16 protein-coding genes are annotated in these 16,920 nt (G+C 57.3%); 3 read left to right on the top strand and 13 right to left on the bottom strand.

All coding sequences use genetic code 11. The features are described from left to right. Positions 1-94 precede the first annotated feature (94 nt). Positions 95-856, top strand: a complete 762-nt coding sequence (locus ABIE13_RS26610) for a class I SAM-dependent methyltransferase (protein WP_354449176.1) — start codon at positions 95-97, stop codon at positions 854-856. A 47-nt stretch (positions 857-903) separates the two neighbouring features. Continuing rightward, positions 904-1,380, top strand: a complete 477-nt coding sequence (locus ABIE13_RS26605; protein ID WP_354449174.1) for a MarR family winged helix-turn-helix transcriptional regulator — start codon at positions 904-906, stop codon at positions 1,378-1,380. A gap of 32 nt (positions 1,381-1,412) precedes the next feature. On the opposite strand, the gene dnaJ is transcribed toward ABIE13_RS26605, so the two are convergent. From dnaJ to ABIE13_RS26550, 11 genes are all read right to left on the bottom strand, one after another. Then, positions 1,413-2,552 carry a molecular chaperone DnaJ gene (gene dnaJ, locus ABIE13_RS26600; RefSeq protein WP_354449172.1) on the bottom strand — a complete coding sequence of 380 codons (1,140 nt, stop codon included), beginning with the start codon at positions 2,550-2,552 and terminating at the stop codon, positions 1,413-1,415. Positions 2,553-2,716: 164 nt separating this feature from the next. Next, positions 2,717-4,660, bottom strand: coding sequence for a molecular chaperone DnaK (dnaK, locus tag ABIE13_RS26595; protein WP_354449170.1), 1,944 nt, complete (start codon positions 4,658-4,660; stop codon positions 2,717-2,719). A gap of 109 nt (positions 4,661-4,769) precedes the next feature. Further along, positions 4,770-5,339, bottom strand: a complete 570-nt coding sequence (gene grpE, locus ABIE13_RS26590) for a nucleotide exchange factor GrpE (protein ID WP_354449168.1) — start codon at positions 5,337-5,339, stop codon at positions 4,770-4,772. A 618-nt stretch (positions 5,340-5,957) separates the two neighbouring features. Continuing rightward, positions 5,958-6,308, bottom strand: a complete 351-nt coding sequence (locus tag ABIE13_RS26585) for an FKBP-type peptidyl-prolyl cis-trans isomerase (protein WP_354449166.1) — start codon at positions 6,306-6,308, stop codon at positions 5,958-5,960. A gap of 169 nt (positions 6,309-6,477) precedes the next feature. Further along, positions 6,478-6,786 (bottom strand): winged helix-turn-helix transcriptional regulator, encoded by a 309-nt coding sequence (locus tag ABIE13_RS26580; RefSeq protein WP_354449164.1) that lies wholly within the window; start codon positions 6,784-6,786, stop codon positions 6,478-6,480. 736 nt (positions 6,787-7,522) lie between these two features. Then, positions 7,523-8,002 carry a MarR family winged helix-turn-helix transcriptional regulator gene (locus ABIE13_RS26575; RefSeq protein WP_354449162.1) on the bottom strand — a complete coding sequence of 160 codons (480 nt, stop codon included), beginning with the start codon at positions 8,000-8,002 and terminating at the stop codon, positions 7,523-7,525. A 117-nt stretch (positions 8,003-8,119) separates the two neighbouring features. After that, entirely contained in the window at positions 8,120-9,259 is a 1,140-nt protein-coding gene (locus ABIE13_RS26570) for an ABC transporter substrate-binding protein (RefSeq protein WP_354449160.1), read from the bottom strand. 96 nt (positions 9,260-9,355) lie between these two features. Continuing rightward, positions 9,356-9,769 (bottom strand): acyl-CoA thioesterase, encoded by a 414-nt coding sequence (locus tag ABIE13_RS26565; protein WP_354449210.1) that lies wholly within the window; start codon positions 9,767-9,769, stop codon positions 9,356-9,358. A gap of 54 nt (positions 9,770-9,823) precedes the next feature. Beyond that, positions 9,824-11,074 carry a thiolase family protein gene (locus ABIE13_RS26560; RefSeq protein ID WP_354449158.1) on the bottom strand — a complete coding sequence of 417 codons (1,251 nt, stop codon included), beginning with the start codon at positions 11,072-11,074 and terminating at the stop codon, positions 9,824-9,826. A gap of 71 nt (positions 11,075-11,145) precedes the next feature. Continuing rightward, entirely contained in the window at positions 11,146-13,044 is a 1,899-nt protein-coding gene (locus tag ABIE13_RS26555; protein ID WP_354449157.1) for a feruloyl-CoA synthase, read from the bottom strand. A gap of 45 nt (positions 13,045-13,089) precedes the next feature. Beyond that, positions 13,090-13,878: a crotonase/enoyl-CoA hydratase family protein gene (locus ABIE13_RS26550; protein ID WP_354449155.1), complete on the bottom strand. Its 789-nt coding sequence runs from the start codon at positions 13,876-13,878 to the stop codon at positions 13,090-13,092. A gap of 292 nt (positions 13,879-14,170) precedes the next feature. Between ABIE13_RS26550 and ABIE13_RS26545 the strand changes: the two genes are divergently transcribed. Beyond that, positions 14,171-15,145 (top strand): Bug family tripartite tricarboxylate transporter substrate binding protein, encoded by a 975-nt coding sequence (locus tag ABIE13_RS26545; RefSeq protein WP_354449153.1) that lies wholly within the window; start codon positions 14,171-14,173, stop codon positions 15,143-15,145. A gap of 201 nt (positions 15,146-15,346) precedes the next feature. Here ABIE13_RS26545 and ABIE13_RS26540 read toward each other — a convergent pair whose 3' ends face one another. Together ABIE13_RS26540 and ABIE13_RS26535 are read right to left on the bottom strand one after the other, a co-directional pair. After that, a complete protein-coding gene (locus ABIE13_RS26540; RefSeq protein ID WP_354449151.1) occupies positions 15,347-15,664 on the bottom strand; it encodes a hypothetical protein in 318 nt (105 codons plus the stop codon). A gap of 299 nt (positions 15,665-15,963) precedes the next feature. Next, positions 15,964-16,857, bottom strand: a complete 894-nt coding sequence (locus ABIE13_RS26535) for a hypothetical protein (protein WP_354449149.1) — start codon at positions 16,855-16,857, stop codon at positions 15,964-15,966. Positions 16,858-16,920 lie beyond the last annotated feature (63 nt).

The following is a 16,920-nucleotide window of genomic DNA, read 5'->3' as shown; positions in this document are numbered from 1 at the left end:
ATGACGCGCCAAGCTCGTCAAGTGCAATTTACATTAGAGCTAATGCAAATGCTATTATTGGGTACTTGAATTCCAGCGAGTCGGAGATCGACTAATGTCCAAAGACGAGATAAAAGCCCGTACGAATTGGTTTGACGCCGGAGGCCACGACTACGCCAAGTTCAGGCCGGAGTACCCCCCTGAGCTGGCGCGTTTCCTGGGTGAAAGCTCTAACGCCAGTGACCTGGCGCTAGATGTCGGCTGCGGCAATGGGCAACTCACCGCGCAGCTTGCGGAACACTTCAAGAGCGTGGTGGGCGTAGACCCTAGCGCAGAGCAGATTGAAAACGCCAAGCCTTCGACCGGCGTTGAATACCGGGTTGCACCGGCAGAGAAGCTGCCCTTGGCCGATGGCCAGGCGAACCTCATCACAGCAGCTCAGTCTGCCCATTGGTTCGACCTGCCTGCTTTCTTCGAAGAAGTTCAACGTGTGGCTGCCAAGGACGCGACTGTCGCGCTCATCAGCTACGGCATCATGGAGCTTGAACCGGCGCTAAGCGATCGATTCAACCAGTTTTATTGGGACGAAATCGGCCCCTACTGGCCGCAAGAGCGCAAGCTGGTGGACTCTGGCTACGCAGACATCCTGTTTCCCTTCCCCGAGCGCGCAACACCCAGGATTGCCATGCAAAAGCGCTGGAATCTCAGCGACTTGCTCGGGTATGTGTCCACATGGTCGGCTGTTAAAAGTGCAGGGCGCGCCGGAAAGCAGCACATGCTCACTACCTTCGCGTCCGACCTCAGTGAACTCTGGGGTGACCCGGGCACGCTGCGGACAGTCGCCTGGCCTCTGAACATCAGGTTGGGTGATGTATGAGCGCGGCCTCGTCATCCATGTCTCTGAGCGAGCCTGCCCATGACACCATGAACCGCAAGATTCAACCCGGATTGGGCGAGCTGCTGCGCTATGTAGGGGAGTTGGTAGACCAAGGCGCGGAAGAGGCGTACCGCCAGATGAAGCTGTCGTACCGACCGCGCTACACCCCAGTTCTGCGGGCTATTTCAGCGGGCGCCGAGACCATTTCGGAAATCACCTCCGCGTCTAACCTTACCCAGGGCGCCATCAGCCAATCCGTGTCCTTGATGGTGGCCGATCGAATCGTTGATCGCATCACGCTGGGTGACGCGCGCAAGACGGGTGTACGGTTGACGGCGAAAGGCCGCAAGCTGATGCAGACTCTGGAGCCTCACTGGCGGGTGACCTTCGACGCTATCGAAGAATTGGAAAAGGAAATCGGCTACCCCTTGCGTGAGGCACTTCAGGCCACTGCACACGCGCTACAGGGCAAAGGCTTCGCAGTCCGCCTTGCTGCCAAGAGCATGGCCGAGGCCACGTCGTAAAACGATAGCCCCGCCCCGCCAAGATTCAGAGCCTAGGCCCCAAAGAAGTTCTTCAAGCGATCTGTCCAGCTTTCGCTGTTGGGCGAATGCTTGGCGCCACCTTTTTTGAGCGACTCACCAAACTCCTTGAGAAGTTTGCGTTGATGCTCGGTCAGCTTGACCGGCGTTTCCAGGCTGATATGGCAATACAGATCGCCCGGGTAGCTGGAGCGAACACCCTTGATGCCCTTGCCGCGCAAGCGGAACTGCTTGCCCGCCTGAGTGCCTTCAGGGATGTCAATGGCAGCCTTGCCCCCGAGTGTGGGAACTTCAATCTCACCGCCCAGTGCCGCGGTCGTGAAGCCAATCGGTACCACGCAGTGCAGGTCATCGCCGTCGCGCTCAAAGATATCGTGCTTCTTGACGCGGATCTCTATGAACAGATCCCCAGGTGGCCCGCCGCCCATGCCTGGTTCGCCGTTGCCGACGGAGCGGATGCGCATGCCGTCGTCTATGCCGGCAGGAATCTTCACTTCCAGCGTCTTCTGATTTTTGACTTTTCCCTGGCCATGGCAGGTGCCGCAAGGCTCGGGGATGATCTTGCCCGTGCCATGGCAGTGCGGGCAGGTCTGCTGAACACTGAAGAAGCCCTGGCGCATCTGGACAACACCCTGGCCGTGGCAGGTCGCGCAGGTCTTGGCAGAGGTTCCCGGCTTGGCGCCTGTACCAGTGCAGGTGGTGCATTCGTCCCAGCTTGGGATACGGATCTGCGCATCTTTGCCGGCTGCGGCTTCTTCCAGCGTGATCTCCATGGCATAGCTGAGATCGCCACCTCGAAACACCTGACGCCCACCTCGCGCACCGCCACGCCCACCTTGTTGCTGGCCGAAGATATCGCCAAAAATGTCGCCAAAGGCTTCGGCGAAACCGCCAAAACCTTCCGGGCCACCGCGCATGTTGGGATCTACCCCAGCGTGCCCGTATTGGTCGTAGGCCGCCTTTTTCTGCGGGTCGCTGAGCATTTCATAGGCCTCTTTGACCTCCTTGAATTTCAGCTCCGCGCCCTGCGCATCGCCCTGGTTGCGGTCAGGGTGGTGCTTCATCGCAAGTTTGCGATAGGCTTTCTTGATTTCGTCGTCAGACGCATTCTTGGGTACGCCCAGTACTTCGTAGTAATCGCGTTTTGTAGACATGGCAGATGGGTCGATTGACTTAAGCGCTCTTGCGTTGGTGGATTGAATGGCTCATTGGGAGCGTAAAAGCCTCGACCGTTGGCGATCGAGGCTTTTCAAGCTGGCCAATGGCGCTGCTCACGCGTTGGTTACTTGCCGTGAGCAGTGACTGAAGTCACCCGCAATCAGTCTTTCTTGACTTCTTTGACTTCAGCGTCGACCACGTTGTCATCTGCCGCAGCAGATGGTCCACCCGCATTGCCGCCAGGCGCTGCGCCTGCCGAACCTGCGGCGCCTGCTGCTGCTTGAGCATCAGCGTACATTTTCTCGCCCAGTTTCTGGCTGGCAGTCATCAAGGCTTCGGTCTTGGATTCGATCGCGGACTTGTCTTCACCTTTGAGGGCTTCTTCAACGTCCTTGATGGCGGCTTCCACTTGTTCCTTCTCGCTGGCTTCGAGCTTGTCGCCATGCTCGGAGAGCGATTTGCGAACGCTGTGTACCAAGGCATCGCCCTGGTTACGAGCCTGAATCAGTTCCAGCTTCTTGTGGTCTTCAGCGGCGTTCAGTTCGGCGTCCTTGACCATCTGCTGGATCTCGGCTTCGGACAGACCCGAGTTGGCCTTGATGGTGATCTTGTTCTCCTTGCCAGTACCTTTGTCCTTGGCAGAGACATGAAGAATACCGTTGGCGTCGATGTCAAAGGCGACTTCGATCTGCGGCATGCCACGCTGTGAAGGTGGAATACCTTCCAGATTGAACTCACCCAGCATCTTGTTGCCAGTGGCCATCTCACGCTCACCCTGGAAGACCTTGATGGTCACTGCCGGTTGGTTGTCTTCCGCAGTGGAGAAGGTCTGTGCGAACTTCGTCGGGATGGTGGTGTTCTTCGTGATCATTTTGGTCATCACGCCGCCCAGGGTTTCAATACCCAGGGACAGGGGAGTGACGTCCAGCAGCAGCACGTCTTTGCGATCACCGCTCAGCACCTGGCCTTGAATGGCGGCACCCACTGCCACGGCTTCGTCAGGGTTGACGTCCTTGCGGGGCTCTTTACCGAAGAATTCCTTGACCATGTCCTGCACTTTGGGCATGCGGGTCTGGCCACCGACGAGAATCACGTCGTTGATATCGCTCACGCTGACGCCAGCATCCTTGATGGCGGTGCGGCATGGGCCGATGGTGCGCTCGATGAGCTCTTCCACCAGGCTTTCCAGCTTGGCGCGGGTCAGCTTGATGTTCAGGTGCTTGGGACCAGAGGCATCTGCCGTGATGTAGGGCAGGTTGATGTCTGTCGCAGCGCTGCTGGACAGTTCGATCTTGGCTTTCTCAGCCGCTTCTTTCAGGCGCTGCAAAGCCAGCACGTCTTTGGACAGATCGACGCCCTGGTCTTTCTTGAACTCACCAATGATGTAGTCAATGATGCGTTGGTCAAAGTCTTCGCCGCCGAGGAAGGTGTCACCGTTGGTGGACAGCACTTCGAACTGCTTTTCACCGTCGACATCTGCGATTTCGATGATGGAGATGTCGAACGTGCCGCCGCCCAAGTCATAGACAGCAATCTTGCGGTCACCCTTGGCTTGCTTGTCCAGACCGAAGGCCAGTGCAGCAGCGGTAGGTTCGTTGATGATGCGCTTGACTTCCAGGCCTGCAATGCGGCCTGCATCCTTGGTGGCCTGACGCTGGCTGTCGTTGAAGTACGCAGGAACCGTGATCACAGCTTCTGTCACAGCTTCGCCCAGGTAATCCTCGGCCGTCTTCTTCATCTTGCGCAGGATTTCGGCGCTGATTTGCTGCGCAGAGAGTTTCTTGCCACGCACGCCCACCCACGCATCACCGTTGTCTGCTTTGGTGATTTCATAGGGCATCAGATGGATGTCCTTTTGCACCTCTGGCTCGTCAAACTTGCGGCCAATCAGGCGCTTGACGGCGTAGATGGTGTTCTTGGGGTTGGTGACGGCCTGACGCTTGGCGGGCGCTCCGACCAGAACTTCGCCATCCTCCTGGTAAGCCACGATGGAAGGGGTTGTGCGAGCGCCTTCGGCGTTCTCAATCACCTTGGTCGTGTTGCCTTCCATGATGGACACGCAGCTGTTGGTGGTACCGAGGTCAATGCCAATAATTTTTGCCATATTTATTCTCCGCTTGGAAATTTTGTAAATTCAATGCTCAGGAGTTGGTGGAGATGTGCTTGTTTTTCAAGCCGGCCATCTTCGCGTTCCTGGCAATACTTGTGGTTTATTACTTGGGTGCAGCGACGGTTACAAGTGCTGGGCGCAGCACTCGGTCTGCGATGAGATAACCCTTTTGAAGCACGCTCACCACCGTGTTGGCTTCCTGATCTGCGGGCACCATGCTGATGGCTTGCTGCTGACCGGGGTCGAATTTGCTACCGGTGGCCGGATTGATTTCCGCCACCTTGTTGCGCTCCAATGCGCTGAGCAGTTGCCTGCGTGTGGCTTCGCTACCTTCACGCAGTTGCTCGGCGGTAGCGTGTTCAATCAGTAATCCGGCTTCAAGGCTGTCCAGCACTGGCAGCAGGCTTTCGGCAAAGCCTTCCACTGCAAACTTGCGCACTTTCGAGATTTCCTCGTCAGTTCTGCGGCGCGTGTTCTGAACGTCCGCTTGTGCGCGCAGTGCCTGGTCGGTTAACTCGGACACCTTGGCTTTCAAGGTTTCGAGTTCCGCCAGAGTGTTTTCCAGCTGGGTTGCGGCGTCGTGCTCATTGGCAGCGGCAGCAGCTTCCAGCTCTTCTGGACTGAACGGCGCATCGGCCGGGGTATGAGGGTAAGGTTTGGCTTGGTCAGACATGCGGTTCAAGAGAAACGGTATCTACTCGGCTTTAAAAGTTGGAGGGGGTAAGCGAATGAGGTGAAAGTTCGCTGGAACAAAAAGTCAGTTCAGAGTTTGTCTGGCAAGCAAGACTGGAGATCTCTAGTGAGGCCCCGAGCTTTCTCAAGCGCACCGGAGAGTGCTGACTGGCTGATGTGCTCAGTAAACTTTCAATTCATGGACGTAAGTGGGAGCCAACAGGGCAAATACAAGGGTAAAAGACGTCAAAAAAGCCGGTTTTTATGCAAATTCAGCTTGAAATGGCCTTTTTTGTCTTTGTGATTGGCGTCGGCTGGCGGCGCGAGCAGGCAAAAACCGATGAGGCCAGCCTGGGCAGGCGAGCCTAAAGATGGCTCACGCAACCCCAACGGGCTTCACAAGCTTGCTGGAAGTAGCGCCAAGCCAGACAGGACATGGCGCTATGACGCCGTAACGCCATAATGATTCAAGGCAAGCAGCGTGGCTCCGGGCTGGTCAACCAGCATCAATCCATTTAAAAGTCGAAGCCAGGCCCATTGTTCCCGGCGACTTTGATTGAAGTTCGGTCTACCCTGCCGTCAGCGCCAGACGGAAAAAGGCGGCCTCATGGCCGCCTGATCAGTCCAGACCCAGAAGCTCAACGTCGAACTTCAGCGTGGCGTTTGGAGGAATCACGCCACCGGCGCCACGAGCGCCATATCCCAACTCTGCAGGAATGATCAGCGTGCGTTGGCCGCCAATTTTCATGCCGGCCACACCTTCGTCCCATCCTTTGATCACGTGCCCAGCGCCCAATGGAAACTGAAATGGGTCGTTGCGGTCACGGCTGGAATCGAATTTGGCACCCTGCTGGCCATTGTTATAGAGCCAACCGGTGTAATGCACGGTGACGCGCTGACCAGGATGCGCTTCGGCGCCGGTGCCAAGTTGGGTGTCGGCGTATTGCAGGCCGCTAGGTGTAGTGTTCATTTCAAGCAGGAAAGGTTGAAGTAATCAGGCTGAATATAGCGGCCCAATGGCCTCATGGTCAGCAAGCCTGAGTTTAACTCTCTGAAAATGCGACTAGATAGGCACGCCATGGGGCCGAAAATACCCGCTCTGTGCTATATCCGCGCCATCGGGCTGCGCTTGATGGCGCCTATTTTTTCTTGGCTTGCGATGCGACCCATTTGGTCGCGAAGGCCTGCAGATCCGACAGGCGTTTGATCAGATCCGTGCCCGAGGGGGTCAGGCTGTAGCCATCGGTTCCATGGGTGACCAGGCCCGCTGCACGCAATTCCTTGAGGCGCGTATTGAGGGTATTGGGCGTGATGCCGCCCACGCTGTCTTGGAGTAGCCTAAAAGTTTGAGGATGCCCGTCTCGCAATGCCCAGAGAACACGAATGGCATAGCGGGCTTCCAACAAGGCTAAAAGCTGGCCAGTGGCCGCGTTTTCCTTGGAACTCATTTCAAGCTTCTCCTCAACTCTCTTCGGTATGTGGCGTTGAATATAGCTCAATTTACTTAAGCGCTACACGTTTAATAGCTTGATCGTCAGCCTGAGCGTGGGTTTGGTGCTACAAAATCCGGACTTTCCCGGATAAGACGCCTCTTGAGCCAGATGGCCGAGGTCAGGTTCTTTGTTTGATTTTTCAGGGCCGGGGTGAGCGTTTCTATTAAGGATGCGCCGCCGACCCTCACCCCGCCCTACGCAAAAATCTTAATAAATAACCGAATTTTTATGTCTAAATTTATATATGAAACTGACTTTCAATTTCAGCTAGTCCCCGCATGTCTCTTAACGTCTACACCTCCGTTTGCCCCGTCGTTCCCGGATGGCCGGCCATCCGGGGGATGACGGCGGAGAAGAGCGACGTAAGGTTGGTAGATGCCTCCACCCAAACCAACTCACAGCCCCGGTTCTAGGGCTCAAGTCGGCAGGCGCGCCTGCATCAGTCTCTCCCACAGGTGGGGAAGAGGTGAGAAGTCAGGAGCTAAAACGCGCATATGCTGCCCATCAAGGGTTAATTAGTCGCGTGATCTCCGCTTTTACGGTGAAACACGTGTGCTTCGAGTGATTGCGCCGATTAATCCCCATCCGTATGGGACGGCCCTATCCCGCGGGGCGGCCATCCGCGGGGCGGCCATCCGCGGGGCGGCTTCCGGGTGATGAGCAGACGCAATGAGGCGAGGACGCTGAATCCTCACGAGTCAGCCTGTCCCTCATAGACTTTTTGCAGCAACCGAATCAAAGTACGCCGCTCCGCTGCCGTCAGCGCGCCAGCAGCCTCGGCTTCTAGTTCAAAAGCCGCACGTTCGGCCAAGCGCATGCGCTCGTACCCGGATGCGGTCAGGTGAAGGCCCAGCGCCCGGCCATCAGAAGGGTGAGGACGCCGCTCCAGCACACCGGCCTGTTCAAGCGCACCGATTTTTCCCACCAGGTTAGGTGGCAGAAGGTCCAGCACCCTGCATAGCTGCTTGGAGGTAATGCCCGGGTTATGGCCAATGACGGACAAAATAGAAAAATCGACTGGTCTTAGCCCGAATTCGGCCATGCGAGGCACGAAAAGACTGATGACGGTGAGGGCCGCCCTGCGGGCGTTGTAGCCCACCAGCGTCTTCAGGTAACTGGTGTCCACCTCATCGTCCGAGATGGACACCTCTTGTGTCTTGGATGAAAGCATGGATCGAATGCAAGCTGCCGTCACTGGCTGCGGCGTGGGGTCGGGGCAGGCCAAGCGTGCGCCAAACCCCGATTTTCAGATCCCAGATTCAGTGAATCAGCGCTTGCAAATCCCTATTTACTTCTCGACCTTGAATTCGCCACCGGTCACTCGCATCATCACGCCGGTATCGGCGGTGTAACCCCAGTGATCTTGCGCGGTCCAGTTCAGCACGCCGTGGGCCAGTACAACGCGGCCCATGTTTTCAAAAGCGTCGCGCAAGGCAGCGCGGAACTCGGGCGTTCCAGGCTTAGCTTTTTGGAGGGCAATGGGCAGGGCCTTTTCCAGGATCAGAATGGAATCATAGGCATGGCCAGCAAACTGGTTGCGTGAAGCGGGTCCATACGCCTTTTCGTACTGCTGCACGAATTTGATGGCTTCGGCCTTCGAAGGGTGTGAATCAGGCAATTGTTCGGCCAGCACAGCGGGGCCGGAGACCACGAAACCGCCCTCTACCTGCTTGCCACCCACTCGCATCAGATCGCGCGTAGCGGCCGCATGGGTTTGGTAGATTTTTCCTTTGTAGCCCCGCTCGACAAGCGCCATTTGCGGCATGGCAGCGCCGGAGCCTGAAGCCACCACCAGCATGGCTTCGGGGTTGGCAGACACCAGCTTGAGGGCCTGGCCAGTGACGCTGGTATCAGCACGTGCGAAACGCTCTACGGCAACCACCTTGATGCCGGCCTTCTCAGCCTGTGGTCTGAAATCGGTGAGCCAGGTCTCACCATATGCATCGCTGTAGCCCAGAAAGCCCACAGACTTGATACCCTGGCGCTTCATATGCTCAATGATGGCGTTGCCCATGACCGCATTGGACTGAGGCAGGCGGAACATCCACTTGTCCTTGCCCGGGGGCAGTGCCACAGGAGACCAGGCCACTTGCGGCGTTGCAGATTCTTCGGCCACCTGTGCAATGGCAGCGGCCACCGGTGTGGCTACCGAACCCATGATGATGTCCACCTTGTCATTGGTGACAAAGCGCTTGGCATGCGTCACACCCTGTGTGGGGTCGCTGGCATCATCCATCAGGATCACGTTGATTTTTTCACCGGCAATCTGTTTGGGCCACAGCTTGACCTGGTTGCCTGCAGGAATGCCCAGCCCGGATGCGGGGCCAGTCAAAGGCGCGATCACGCCGATGGTGATATCCGCCATCGTGCTGCCTGCGGCCACCATCGCAATGGTGGCCACGAGAATGTGTTTCTTGAAGCGGGTCATGGTTTGTCTCCTTTTTGGCTTTGGTAAATGAATCGCACGTAAATCGGCAAGTAGATCGCAAGAACCCTGGGTATCGAGCTGAGAGACGTTTCCGTCTCAGCAGCACTTGTCCTTGATGAAATCAGGAACGGGTATGGCCTGCAGGCGGCCGCCTTCAGGGTGAATGCAGAACGCACGCGTTTCCCTGCCTTCGCACAGGATCTCATCGCCTTTCTTCACGATGTGCTTTTGGACGAAGGTCTTGGCGTTCCAGGTTTCGACGCTGGTATGCACGTGAATCAGGTCACCATAGGTGGCCGGGCGCATGAACTTGGTGTGAATTTCCAGTAACGGTGTGCCGATGATGCCGGTGGTCTTCCTCAACTCGCGCCATGGCAAGATGCCACATTGAACAAAGAAGTCGAGTGAAGACGCGTCCATCCACTTGGAAAAATTGGGAAAGAACACGATGCCGGCTGGATCGCAATCGCCGAACATCACCTTGACGTCGTAAATAGTGGTTTTGCTCATAGGCTTGCCTGGGTCGTTACTCATGAATGATGATGGCTTGCGGATACGCTTGGCTCACGCCACCGCCGGATTCTCCAGCAGCAACGCTATACCTTGGCCGCCGCCTACGCAAGCTGAGGAAATTCCGTACTTATGACCGGCGCGCTGCATCTCGCGGGCTACGGTGATGGTCAGGCGCACCCCCGTTGCCGCCAGTGGGTGGCCTAGCGCGATGGCGCCACCGTTGACGTTGAGTTTGGCCAGGTCCAGGCCCAGTTCCCTTGCAACCGCCAGCGTCTGGGCGCCCTGTGCTTCGTTGATCTCAAAGCAGCCAATGTCGTCGAGCTTCAGACCGGTTCGTTCAAGCAAAAGGCGAATAGCGGGGGCAGGGCCGATGCCCATGATTTCGGGGGGGACACCGACCGCTGCGGCGCCGACCACCCGTGCCAATGCCGCCTTGCCTGATGCTTTACGGTAATCCCCAGAAGCGACCACGGCAGCGGCTGCAGCATCCACCAGCGCAGATGAATTGCCACCGGTCTGAACACCATCTTCAAACACGGATCTGAGCTTGGCCAGCACTTCTACTGGAGAGATGCGCGGGTGGGTGTCTTTCGCCACTTCCGTCACCTTGCCTTGCAGGCGGATCCCGCGTGGCTTGTAGCCTTCAACTTCAAACTTCTCTGTGATCACAGGCACGATCTCGCCCGCCAGGAAGCCATTTTCCTGTGCAGCCACCGCCTTCGCGAACGAACTCGATGCAAACTCGTCAACCTGCTCACGTGTGATGCCGTACTTCCTGGCCAGGTTCTCGGCAGTCTGAATCATGTTAATGCCAGCCGCCGGGTCCTTGAGTGCTTCCCACATGTAGTCCTTGAAGCCCACGGGCGCGCCCAGCTTGAAGCCTGTACGGTTGTCGAAGGACGCAATGGGGTTTCGTGTCATGCTCTCTGTGCCAACAACCAAGGCAGCCTCACACGCGCCGCTTTGAATGTGTTCGCCAGCTTGCCGGAACAGCTCAAAACCGGTGCCGCAAATGCGCTGCGCCATGATGGCTGGCACTTCGACAGGCACACCCGCATAAAGGCCAATGTGGCGGGGCAGGAAGAACTGATCAAAGTCGCCTGGGGCCATGTTTCCGCAGACGACTGAGCCAATGTCGGACGCAGGAACCCCCGTGCGTTTGAGCGCTTCACGTGCGGCCTTGATGCCAAGATCTGTAGGCGAGATATGCCCGAGCACGCCACAGTAGTCCACCATGGGCGTACGCACACCGTCCAGTATCCAGACGTCGTCGAAGGCGTTGAAGAATCCCTTGTTTTTCATACAATTTTCCTGATGTTGCCCCTAGCCTAGGCCTTGCGTTTGATTCGTGCGACCCGCAGCGACCCGACTGTTTACGAATTTGCGCCAGGCTTGATGACAGTATGCGGGGTCGCGTCGTCATACAGCGCCTGGAGCAGGTCATCGCGCTCCTTCAGCACTGCCCGCTGGTTGATGCTTCCCTTGTCGGTGATCTCACCCTTGTCGATGGACGGCGGCTCGGACATCAGCATCAAGCGCGTTACCCTGTTGGCACTGCCGGTGGCGGTAAGAGAAAGATCGGTCACCAGGCTTTGGAATTTCGCCAAGACACGAGAGTCGCTCAGCACCTCGGAAAGCGGCGCGCTTGGCGGCAGATCGGTCAGGGTGCGCACCGCTTGCGTCGGGAAGACCAGGGCGCCAATTTCCTTGCGGTTCAGTCCCGCGATCACCACATCCTGGATATAGGGCGCACCACCTGCAATCACGCGGGCACGCAGCGGGCCTACGCTGACAAAGGTGCCTGTGGCAAGCTTGAAGTCTTCCGCGATACGGCCATCAAAGCGCAAGCCAGCATGGGGGTTGGCCGGATCAATCCACAGCACGGCGTCGCCTGTGCAGAAAAAGCCTTCATCATCGAAAGCTTCGGCGGTGGATTCGGGGGAGCGCCAGTAACCTGGGGTGATGTTGGGGCCGCGATAACGCAACTCCGTCTTGCCGTCTTTGGGGACCAGCTTGCATTCCATGCCGGGCGTGGGTAAGCCCAGATCACCTGCGCGGACGTCCGGGCTGGTTGGGAACAAGCCATAAGGGCTGGATTCGGTCATGCCGAAACCGCAAGTCATCACGATGCGCTGACCCACTTCGCGCTCGGCACTTTCAAAGAGCGCATTCCACACCGGCTGTGCCAGTGAAGCACCCGCATAAAAGAACATCTTCACGCGTGAGAGGAAGTTCTTGCGCAGCAGGTCATCGGTCTTCATCGCGTTGGCAATGGCTTCAAAACCGGTGGGCACGTTGAAGTACATGGTAGGCGCAATCTCACGGAGATTTCTGAGCGTCTCACCTACCAGAGCCGGAGTGGGTTTGCCTTCGTCGATATAGAGCGTACCGCCGTTGTTCAGAACCATTCCAACGTTGTGATTGCCGCCAAAGGTGTGGTTCCAAGGCAGCCAATCTATGAGAACGGGGCGCTCCTCAGTCAGTATGGGCATCGACTGGCGCATCTGCTGCTGGTTGGCGCACCACATGCGGTTGGTATTGATCACCGCCTTGGGCAGCTTGGTTGAGCCGCTCGTGAACAGGAACTTGACGATGGTGTCCAGCCCGGTAGCCGCCTGCGCTGCATCCACAGCCGGGGTGGGCTCTGTGGCCATCAAAGCCGCGAACGCAGTGCAAGGGCGGCCCTTTAAATGCGCATGCTCTGCGTTGCGGGACAGGACAACTTCAGCGTCTGCGGGCGCTGTCGCGGCAATCGCTGCGCCGTAGCGCTCACCATCGTCGGCCCATATCAATCCCGGCGTGAGCGTGTCAATCACATGCCGGAGCTTGCCGTAATCTTTGCTGATGGTGGAATAGGCGGGGGAGGCGGGCGAGTAGGGGATGCCGACGTAGAGGCATCCCAGGGCCAGCAAAGCGTGGTCCAGGCTGTTGTCGCTCAGGATGACCACAGGCCGTTCAGCACTCAGACCCCGATTGAGCAGTCCTTGGCCGATGCGGCGCGCAGCATCCAGTGCCTGAGCGTAGCTGATGTGGCGCCACGCACCCAGAGAGCCGTCGGTTGCGCGCTCGCGTTGAGCAATCAGCGTTTCGTCCGGGGTGGATTTCGCCCAGTGGATCAGGCGGTCGGACATGCGCTCGTCGAAAGTGTCCAGGCTGGCTTCTGCTGCCAGGTACTGGCTTTCGTTTTCCCCGTCTCGCAGGTTCACGCGGGTCACGCCGAAGGCAAGAGGGCGGTATGTCGGTTGGGCTGGAGCGGTTTCGCTGCCGGTCATGCTATGTCTCGCTGTCTATTTGTGTGAAATGCCAGAAGGCGCGGATCAGGATTTCTGCACCTTGCCGGCGCGGCCTTCCAGAAAGGCGCGAACGCGTTCCTTCGCCTCGGGTGCCGATTGCGCAATGGCTGACATCAGGGCCTCGGTAAAGAAGCCATGGTCGGCCGATTGTTCAGCAATGCGTGGCAGTGCGTGCATCAGGGAGTAGTTGGTAAGCGGCGCGTTCTGGGCCACGCGTGTCGCCAGTTCCATGGCTTTTTCAAAGGCCTGGCCCGCAGGTACCAGGTACTGGGCAAATCCCAGCTTTTCGCCGTCCTGTGCGTTGTAGACACGGCCCGTGAGCATCATGTCCATCATGCGCGAGGCACCGATCAGTTTGGGAATGCGCACGGAGCCGCCTCCGCCCACAAAAATCCCTCGCGAACCTTCAGGCAAGGCGTAGAACGTACTTTCGTCAGCCACGCGAATATGTGCGGCGCTGGCCAGTTCCAGCCCGCCACCCACGACCGCGCCATGCAACACGGCGATGACAGGCACCGGACCATGCTGAACGCACTCCAGGGCCGAATGCCACAGCCGCGAATGAAGCATGCCTTGGCCCGCGTCTCGCTCCTTCAACTCGGACAGGTCAAGGCCGGCGCAGAAATGCTCGCCTTCGCCATCAATGACCGCGGCTCGCACGGTGTCTGGCAGATTCTGGAAGGTGTCGCGGATGGCCAGAATGAGTCCATCCGACAGTGCATTGCGCTTTGCGCCGCGCGTAAGGCGAATCACAGCGACTTCGTTCTGTTCGCCACGGATCTCCAGTGACAGATCCAAGTATTGACTGGTCATTTCTATCTTCCTTTGCGTGCTGACAGCGTTGGTGGGGGCCGGGGGGCGCCCAAGGCGACGCCCAGGGTGATCTGTTGTGCGTCTTTTGCGGCTGTTTGACGCGATTATGGTTATAAACAATAACTAGATTCAAGCCGCAGAAGCAGTTTATTTCTAGGGGTTTACCCGTTTGGAGATCAGCTCTTCCACATCGTAGAGAGCGGTTGAATGCACCAGGTCCAAGCTCATGCAAAAATGATGTCGTCAACGTCATTAGGGCGTGTCATCCCAAAATAATTCAAAGGAGAGTTCCATGAGACGTCATTTCTTGATCGCGGGTGCGCTTGCCTGCACCGCTGTGCTTTCACCTCTTGCCGCATGGGCGCAGGCCGCTTATCCCAGCAAGCCAGTACGCATCGTGGTCCCCAATGCGCCTGGTGGCGCCGCTGACCTGACCGCGCGCACAGTAGGAGAAAAAATGGCCAAGGGTTTAGGCCAGCCCGTTGTGATCGACAACCGTCCGGGCGCCGGCGGCGTGGTGGCCGGGCAGGCCGTGGCCAGTGCCCCTGCTGACGGCTATTCGCTGCTCCTTATCTCCAGTGGCACAGCGGTCAGTGAAGCTTTGTTCAAGTCGCTTCCTTTCGACTCGCGCAAGGACTTCATCCCAGTGGCTCCTTTGGCCACCTTCGACTTGGTCATCGTGAGTTCGCCTACTGGTGAATTCAAAACCTTGGCTGAACTGATTACCTGGGCCAAAGCCAACCCCGGAAAACTCAATATCGGTACACCTGCCATAGGCACTACCCAGCATCTGGCGGCCGAGCTATTCAAGACTGCCGCGGGCATTGACGCGCAGGTGGTGCCGTTCAAAGGTACACCGGACGTCATCACAGCCATTCGCGGTGGCCAGATTCAGGTTGGGCTGGATATTCTGAGCCCGTTGCTCTCGCAAATTCAGGGCAAGGCGCTTCATCCGCTGGCGGTCACAGGCACCAAACGCTCACGCGTACTCCCCGATGTCCCCACAGCCCAGGAAGCGGGCGTCAAGAACTTGAACGCCGCCTCTTGGAATGGCTTGGCCGTTCCCGCGAAAACTCCGAAAGCGGTGGTAGACCGTCTGAGCAAAGAGATCAATGTGGCACTGCGTGATCCCGATGTACGCAAGAAGCTCGAAGCATTGAACCTGGACCCGCATCCTGGTACGCCGGCTGAAGCCGCCGCGATGCTTAACGGAGACATTCAGCGCTGGACTGAGGTGATCTCGCGCGCCAAGATCGAACGCCAGTAGTAGAGACACCTTCGCCAGAAGTTCACACCTTGCTTTGCAAACCCCTCATGGCGTCAAATGACCATCCTTGGGGGGAGATGCTGTCTGAGCCGCTTTGCTGCCAATAACCACGCTACGGGCGACTGGCTACTGGCGACATTCTCGCCTTGCAATGGACCTGTCATCGGCCTGCGCTTTTCGCTCAAGGTTTGAACACAGTCCTTAAACTTCGATCATCAGGCCGTACCCGTCGTCAGTTTTAATGACATGGGTGCCGCCAAAGTGTTGGCCTTCATCAACTTTGAAAGAGTGGCCTTCAAACTCGTTGATGTGGCTGATTTTCAAAAGAATGTCGACATGAAGCTTGTCAAGATCAAATTGAAATCGATAGTCTGTTAGGAATGGCTGAAATACCGGATGGCTATCCAGATTGAGTTCGACGTCATCGAAAAAATAGTACCTTATGCCAATCATTGTTCCATCGGCAGCAACAAGGTAGTCGTAAAAAAACCCTCCAAGATCCTCGTCGTCAGTGGTCACACAAGATGAACTCTCAGTCCATGAGGAACTGAGAGGAAGGAGGTAATGTTTCATAGTTATATGTCTCCCGGCTCCCTGGGAGGCTGCCGAACTTCCACCTGAAGCACCGAATTCGGTTGCACTCGGAATTTCTGCAACCTGATATTTTGGGCACCTTTTATCTCAGTTTTCAGACAAGTCTCTGCAACTGCTGCCCGCCCCGCTTACTAAGCTCCCGCGCTATCCTCCACGGCGCCCCACCTCCTAGGAGGGGCAACAACTTGCACGTCACATCGTCTTCGCTTCATGGTCAGCGATTCCTATGACCTGCGACGGCGAATCAGCCAGCCTCCCAAACTCAGAATCGAAGTTGCCAAGGTCATCAGACCGAGAGGTGAATTTGCGGGGACGGGGTGTGCTGGTATCGCCACCGGAGGGGCAGGTCGGCAATCCCCAATGATGGAGACATCGTCAATCGCAAAATCTGCACCATAGGGTGCGTTGGTGTTGTTGACTATTTCCAGTCGAGCGTTTGTCAAGCTCGGACTGGCTTGGAATGAAAACGAGTACTGTGTCCATGGCAACTTTCCATTGACGGGTCCGCTTGCAGAAGGAATGTTTCCTGTCTCTACACTGCTGACCACTGCGTCTGTGTCTGCATTGACAATGCGCACAGTGATGTTGGGCGCCGCATAGCCACCGACGTCATCTTCGGCAGCGGCATTGAAAATGTTCGCTATCCAAACGGATGCGCTGTAGCTAGACCCCGCGACGAGACCGCTGAACTCGTACGAATAAGCGACCGAACCCGCCATGTAGCCGTCATACATCAGAAAGTACCCGCCGGTATCGCCAGTATGGTCAGTCGCGTCCAGCCAGCCAGTCCACGATTGGTGATCTCTGGGGTTGGTCAAGCGGTAGTAATACCCCGCTCCGCGGATGATGGTGTTTGTCCCCGCGTCATACCCGTAGGGATAGGTAGATTCTCCTTCGCCGCTTGCAGCGAGTGCTGGGCCCAAGACTGCCGCGTTGGAGGTCGTCGTTTGAGGAAGAGATGTGCTGCTTCCGAAAGTTTGCACATATCGGGTTGAGCAGATCTGAGCTTCCTGAGCCGCTGCATCCCGGCTCCATATGAGCGCCGTGCTTGCCAATAGCAAAGCAAGGGAAATCTTATTGAACGATTGGGTTCGAACAGAGTAGATCTGGGCCTTCATGGTCTAGAGCTGGATGCGGCATGGTTGCAATCGTCCGACCTTACTGAGGGCCAATGAAAAGCG

This window comes from Ottowia thiooxydans (assembly GCF_040548795.1).
In the GTDB taxonomy this organism is placed as follows: Bacteria; Pseudomonadota; Gammaproteobacteria; order Burkholderiales; family Burkholderiaceae_C; genus Ottowia; species Ottowia thiooxydans_A.
This window is presented reverse-complemented; position numbering and strand designations above follow the sequence as displayed.

What these genes read in the sequence shown, in the direction of transcription:
- ABIE13_RS26610 (WP_354449176.1), top strand. Translation starts at nt 95, where the DNA reads ATGTCCAAAGACGAGATAAAAGCCCGTACGAATTGGTTTGACGCCGGA.
- ABIE13_RS26605 (WP_354449174.1), top strand. Translation starts at nt 904, where the DNA reads ATGAACCGCAAGATTCAACCCGGATTGGGCGAGCTGCTGCGCTATGTA.
- dnaJ (WP_354449172.1), bottom strand. Translation starts at nt 2,552, where the DNA reads ATGTCTACAAAACGCGATTACTACGAAGTACTGGGCGTACCCAAGAAT.
- dnaK (WP_354449170.1), bottom strand. Translation starts at nt 4,660, where the DNA reads ATGGCAAAAATTATTGGCATTGACCTCGGTACCACCAACAGCTGCGTG.
- grpE (WP_354449168.1), bottom strand. Translation starts at nt 5,339, where the DNA reads ATGTCTGACCAAGCCAAACCTTACCCTCATACCCCGGCCGATGCGCCG.
- ABIE13_RS26585 (WP_354449166.1), bottom strand. Translation starts at nt 6,308, where the DNA reads ATGAACACTACACCTAGCGGCCTGCAATACGCCGACACCCAACTTGGC.
- ABIE13_RS26580 (WP_354449164.1), bottom strand. Translation starts at nt 6,786, where the DNA reads ATGAGTTCCAAGGAAAACGCGGCCACTGGCCAGCTTTTAGCCTTGTTG.
- ABIE13_RS26575 (WP_354449162.1), bottom strand. Translation starts at nt 8,002, where the DNA reads ATGCTTTCATCCAAGACACAAGAGGTGTCCATCTCGGACGATGAGGTG.
- ABIE13_RS26570 (WP_354449160.1), bottom strand. Translation starts at nt 9,259, where the DNA reads ATGACCCGCTTCAAGAAACACATTCTCGTGGCCACCATTGCGATGGTG.
- ABIE13_RS26565 (WP_354449210.1), bottom strand. Translation starts at nt 9,769, where the DNA reads ATGAGCAAAACCACTATTTACGACGTCAAGGTGATGTTCGGCGATTGC.
- ABIE13_RS26560 (WP_354449158.1), bottom strand. Translation starts at nt 11,074, where the DNA reads ATGAAAAACAAGGGATTCTTCAACGCCTTCGACGACGTCTGGATACTG.
- ABIE13_RS26555 (WP_354449157.1), bottom strand. Translation starts at nt 13,044, where the DNA reads ATGACCGGCAGCGAAACCGCTCCAGCCCAACCGACATACCGCCCTCTT.
- ABIE13_RS26550 (WP_354449155.1), bottom strand. Translation starts at nt 13,878, where the DNA reads ATGACCAGTCAATACTTGGATCTGTCACTGGAGATCCGTGGCGAACAG.
- ABIE13_RS26545 (WP_354449153.1), top strand. Translation starts at nt 14,171, where the DNA reads ATGAGACGTCATTTCTTGATCGCGGGTGCGCTTGCCTGCACCGCTGTG.
- ABIE13_RS26535 (WP_354449149.1), bottom strand. Translation starts at nt 16,857, where the DNA reads ATGAAGGCCCAGATCTACTCTGTTCGAACCCAATCGTTCAATAAGATT.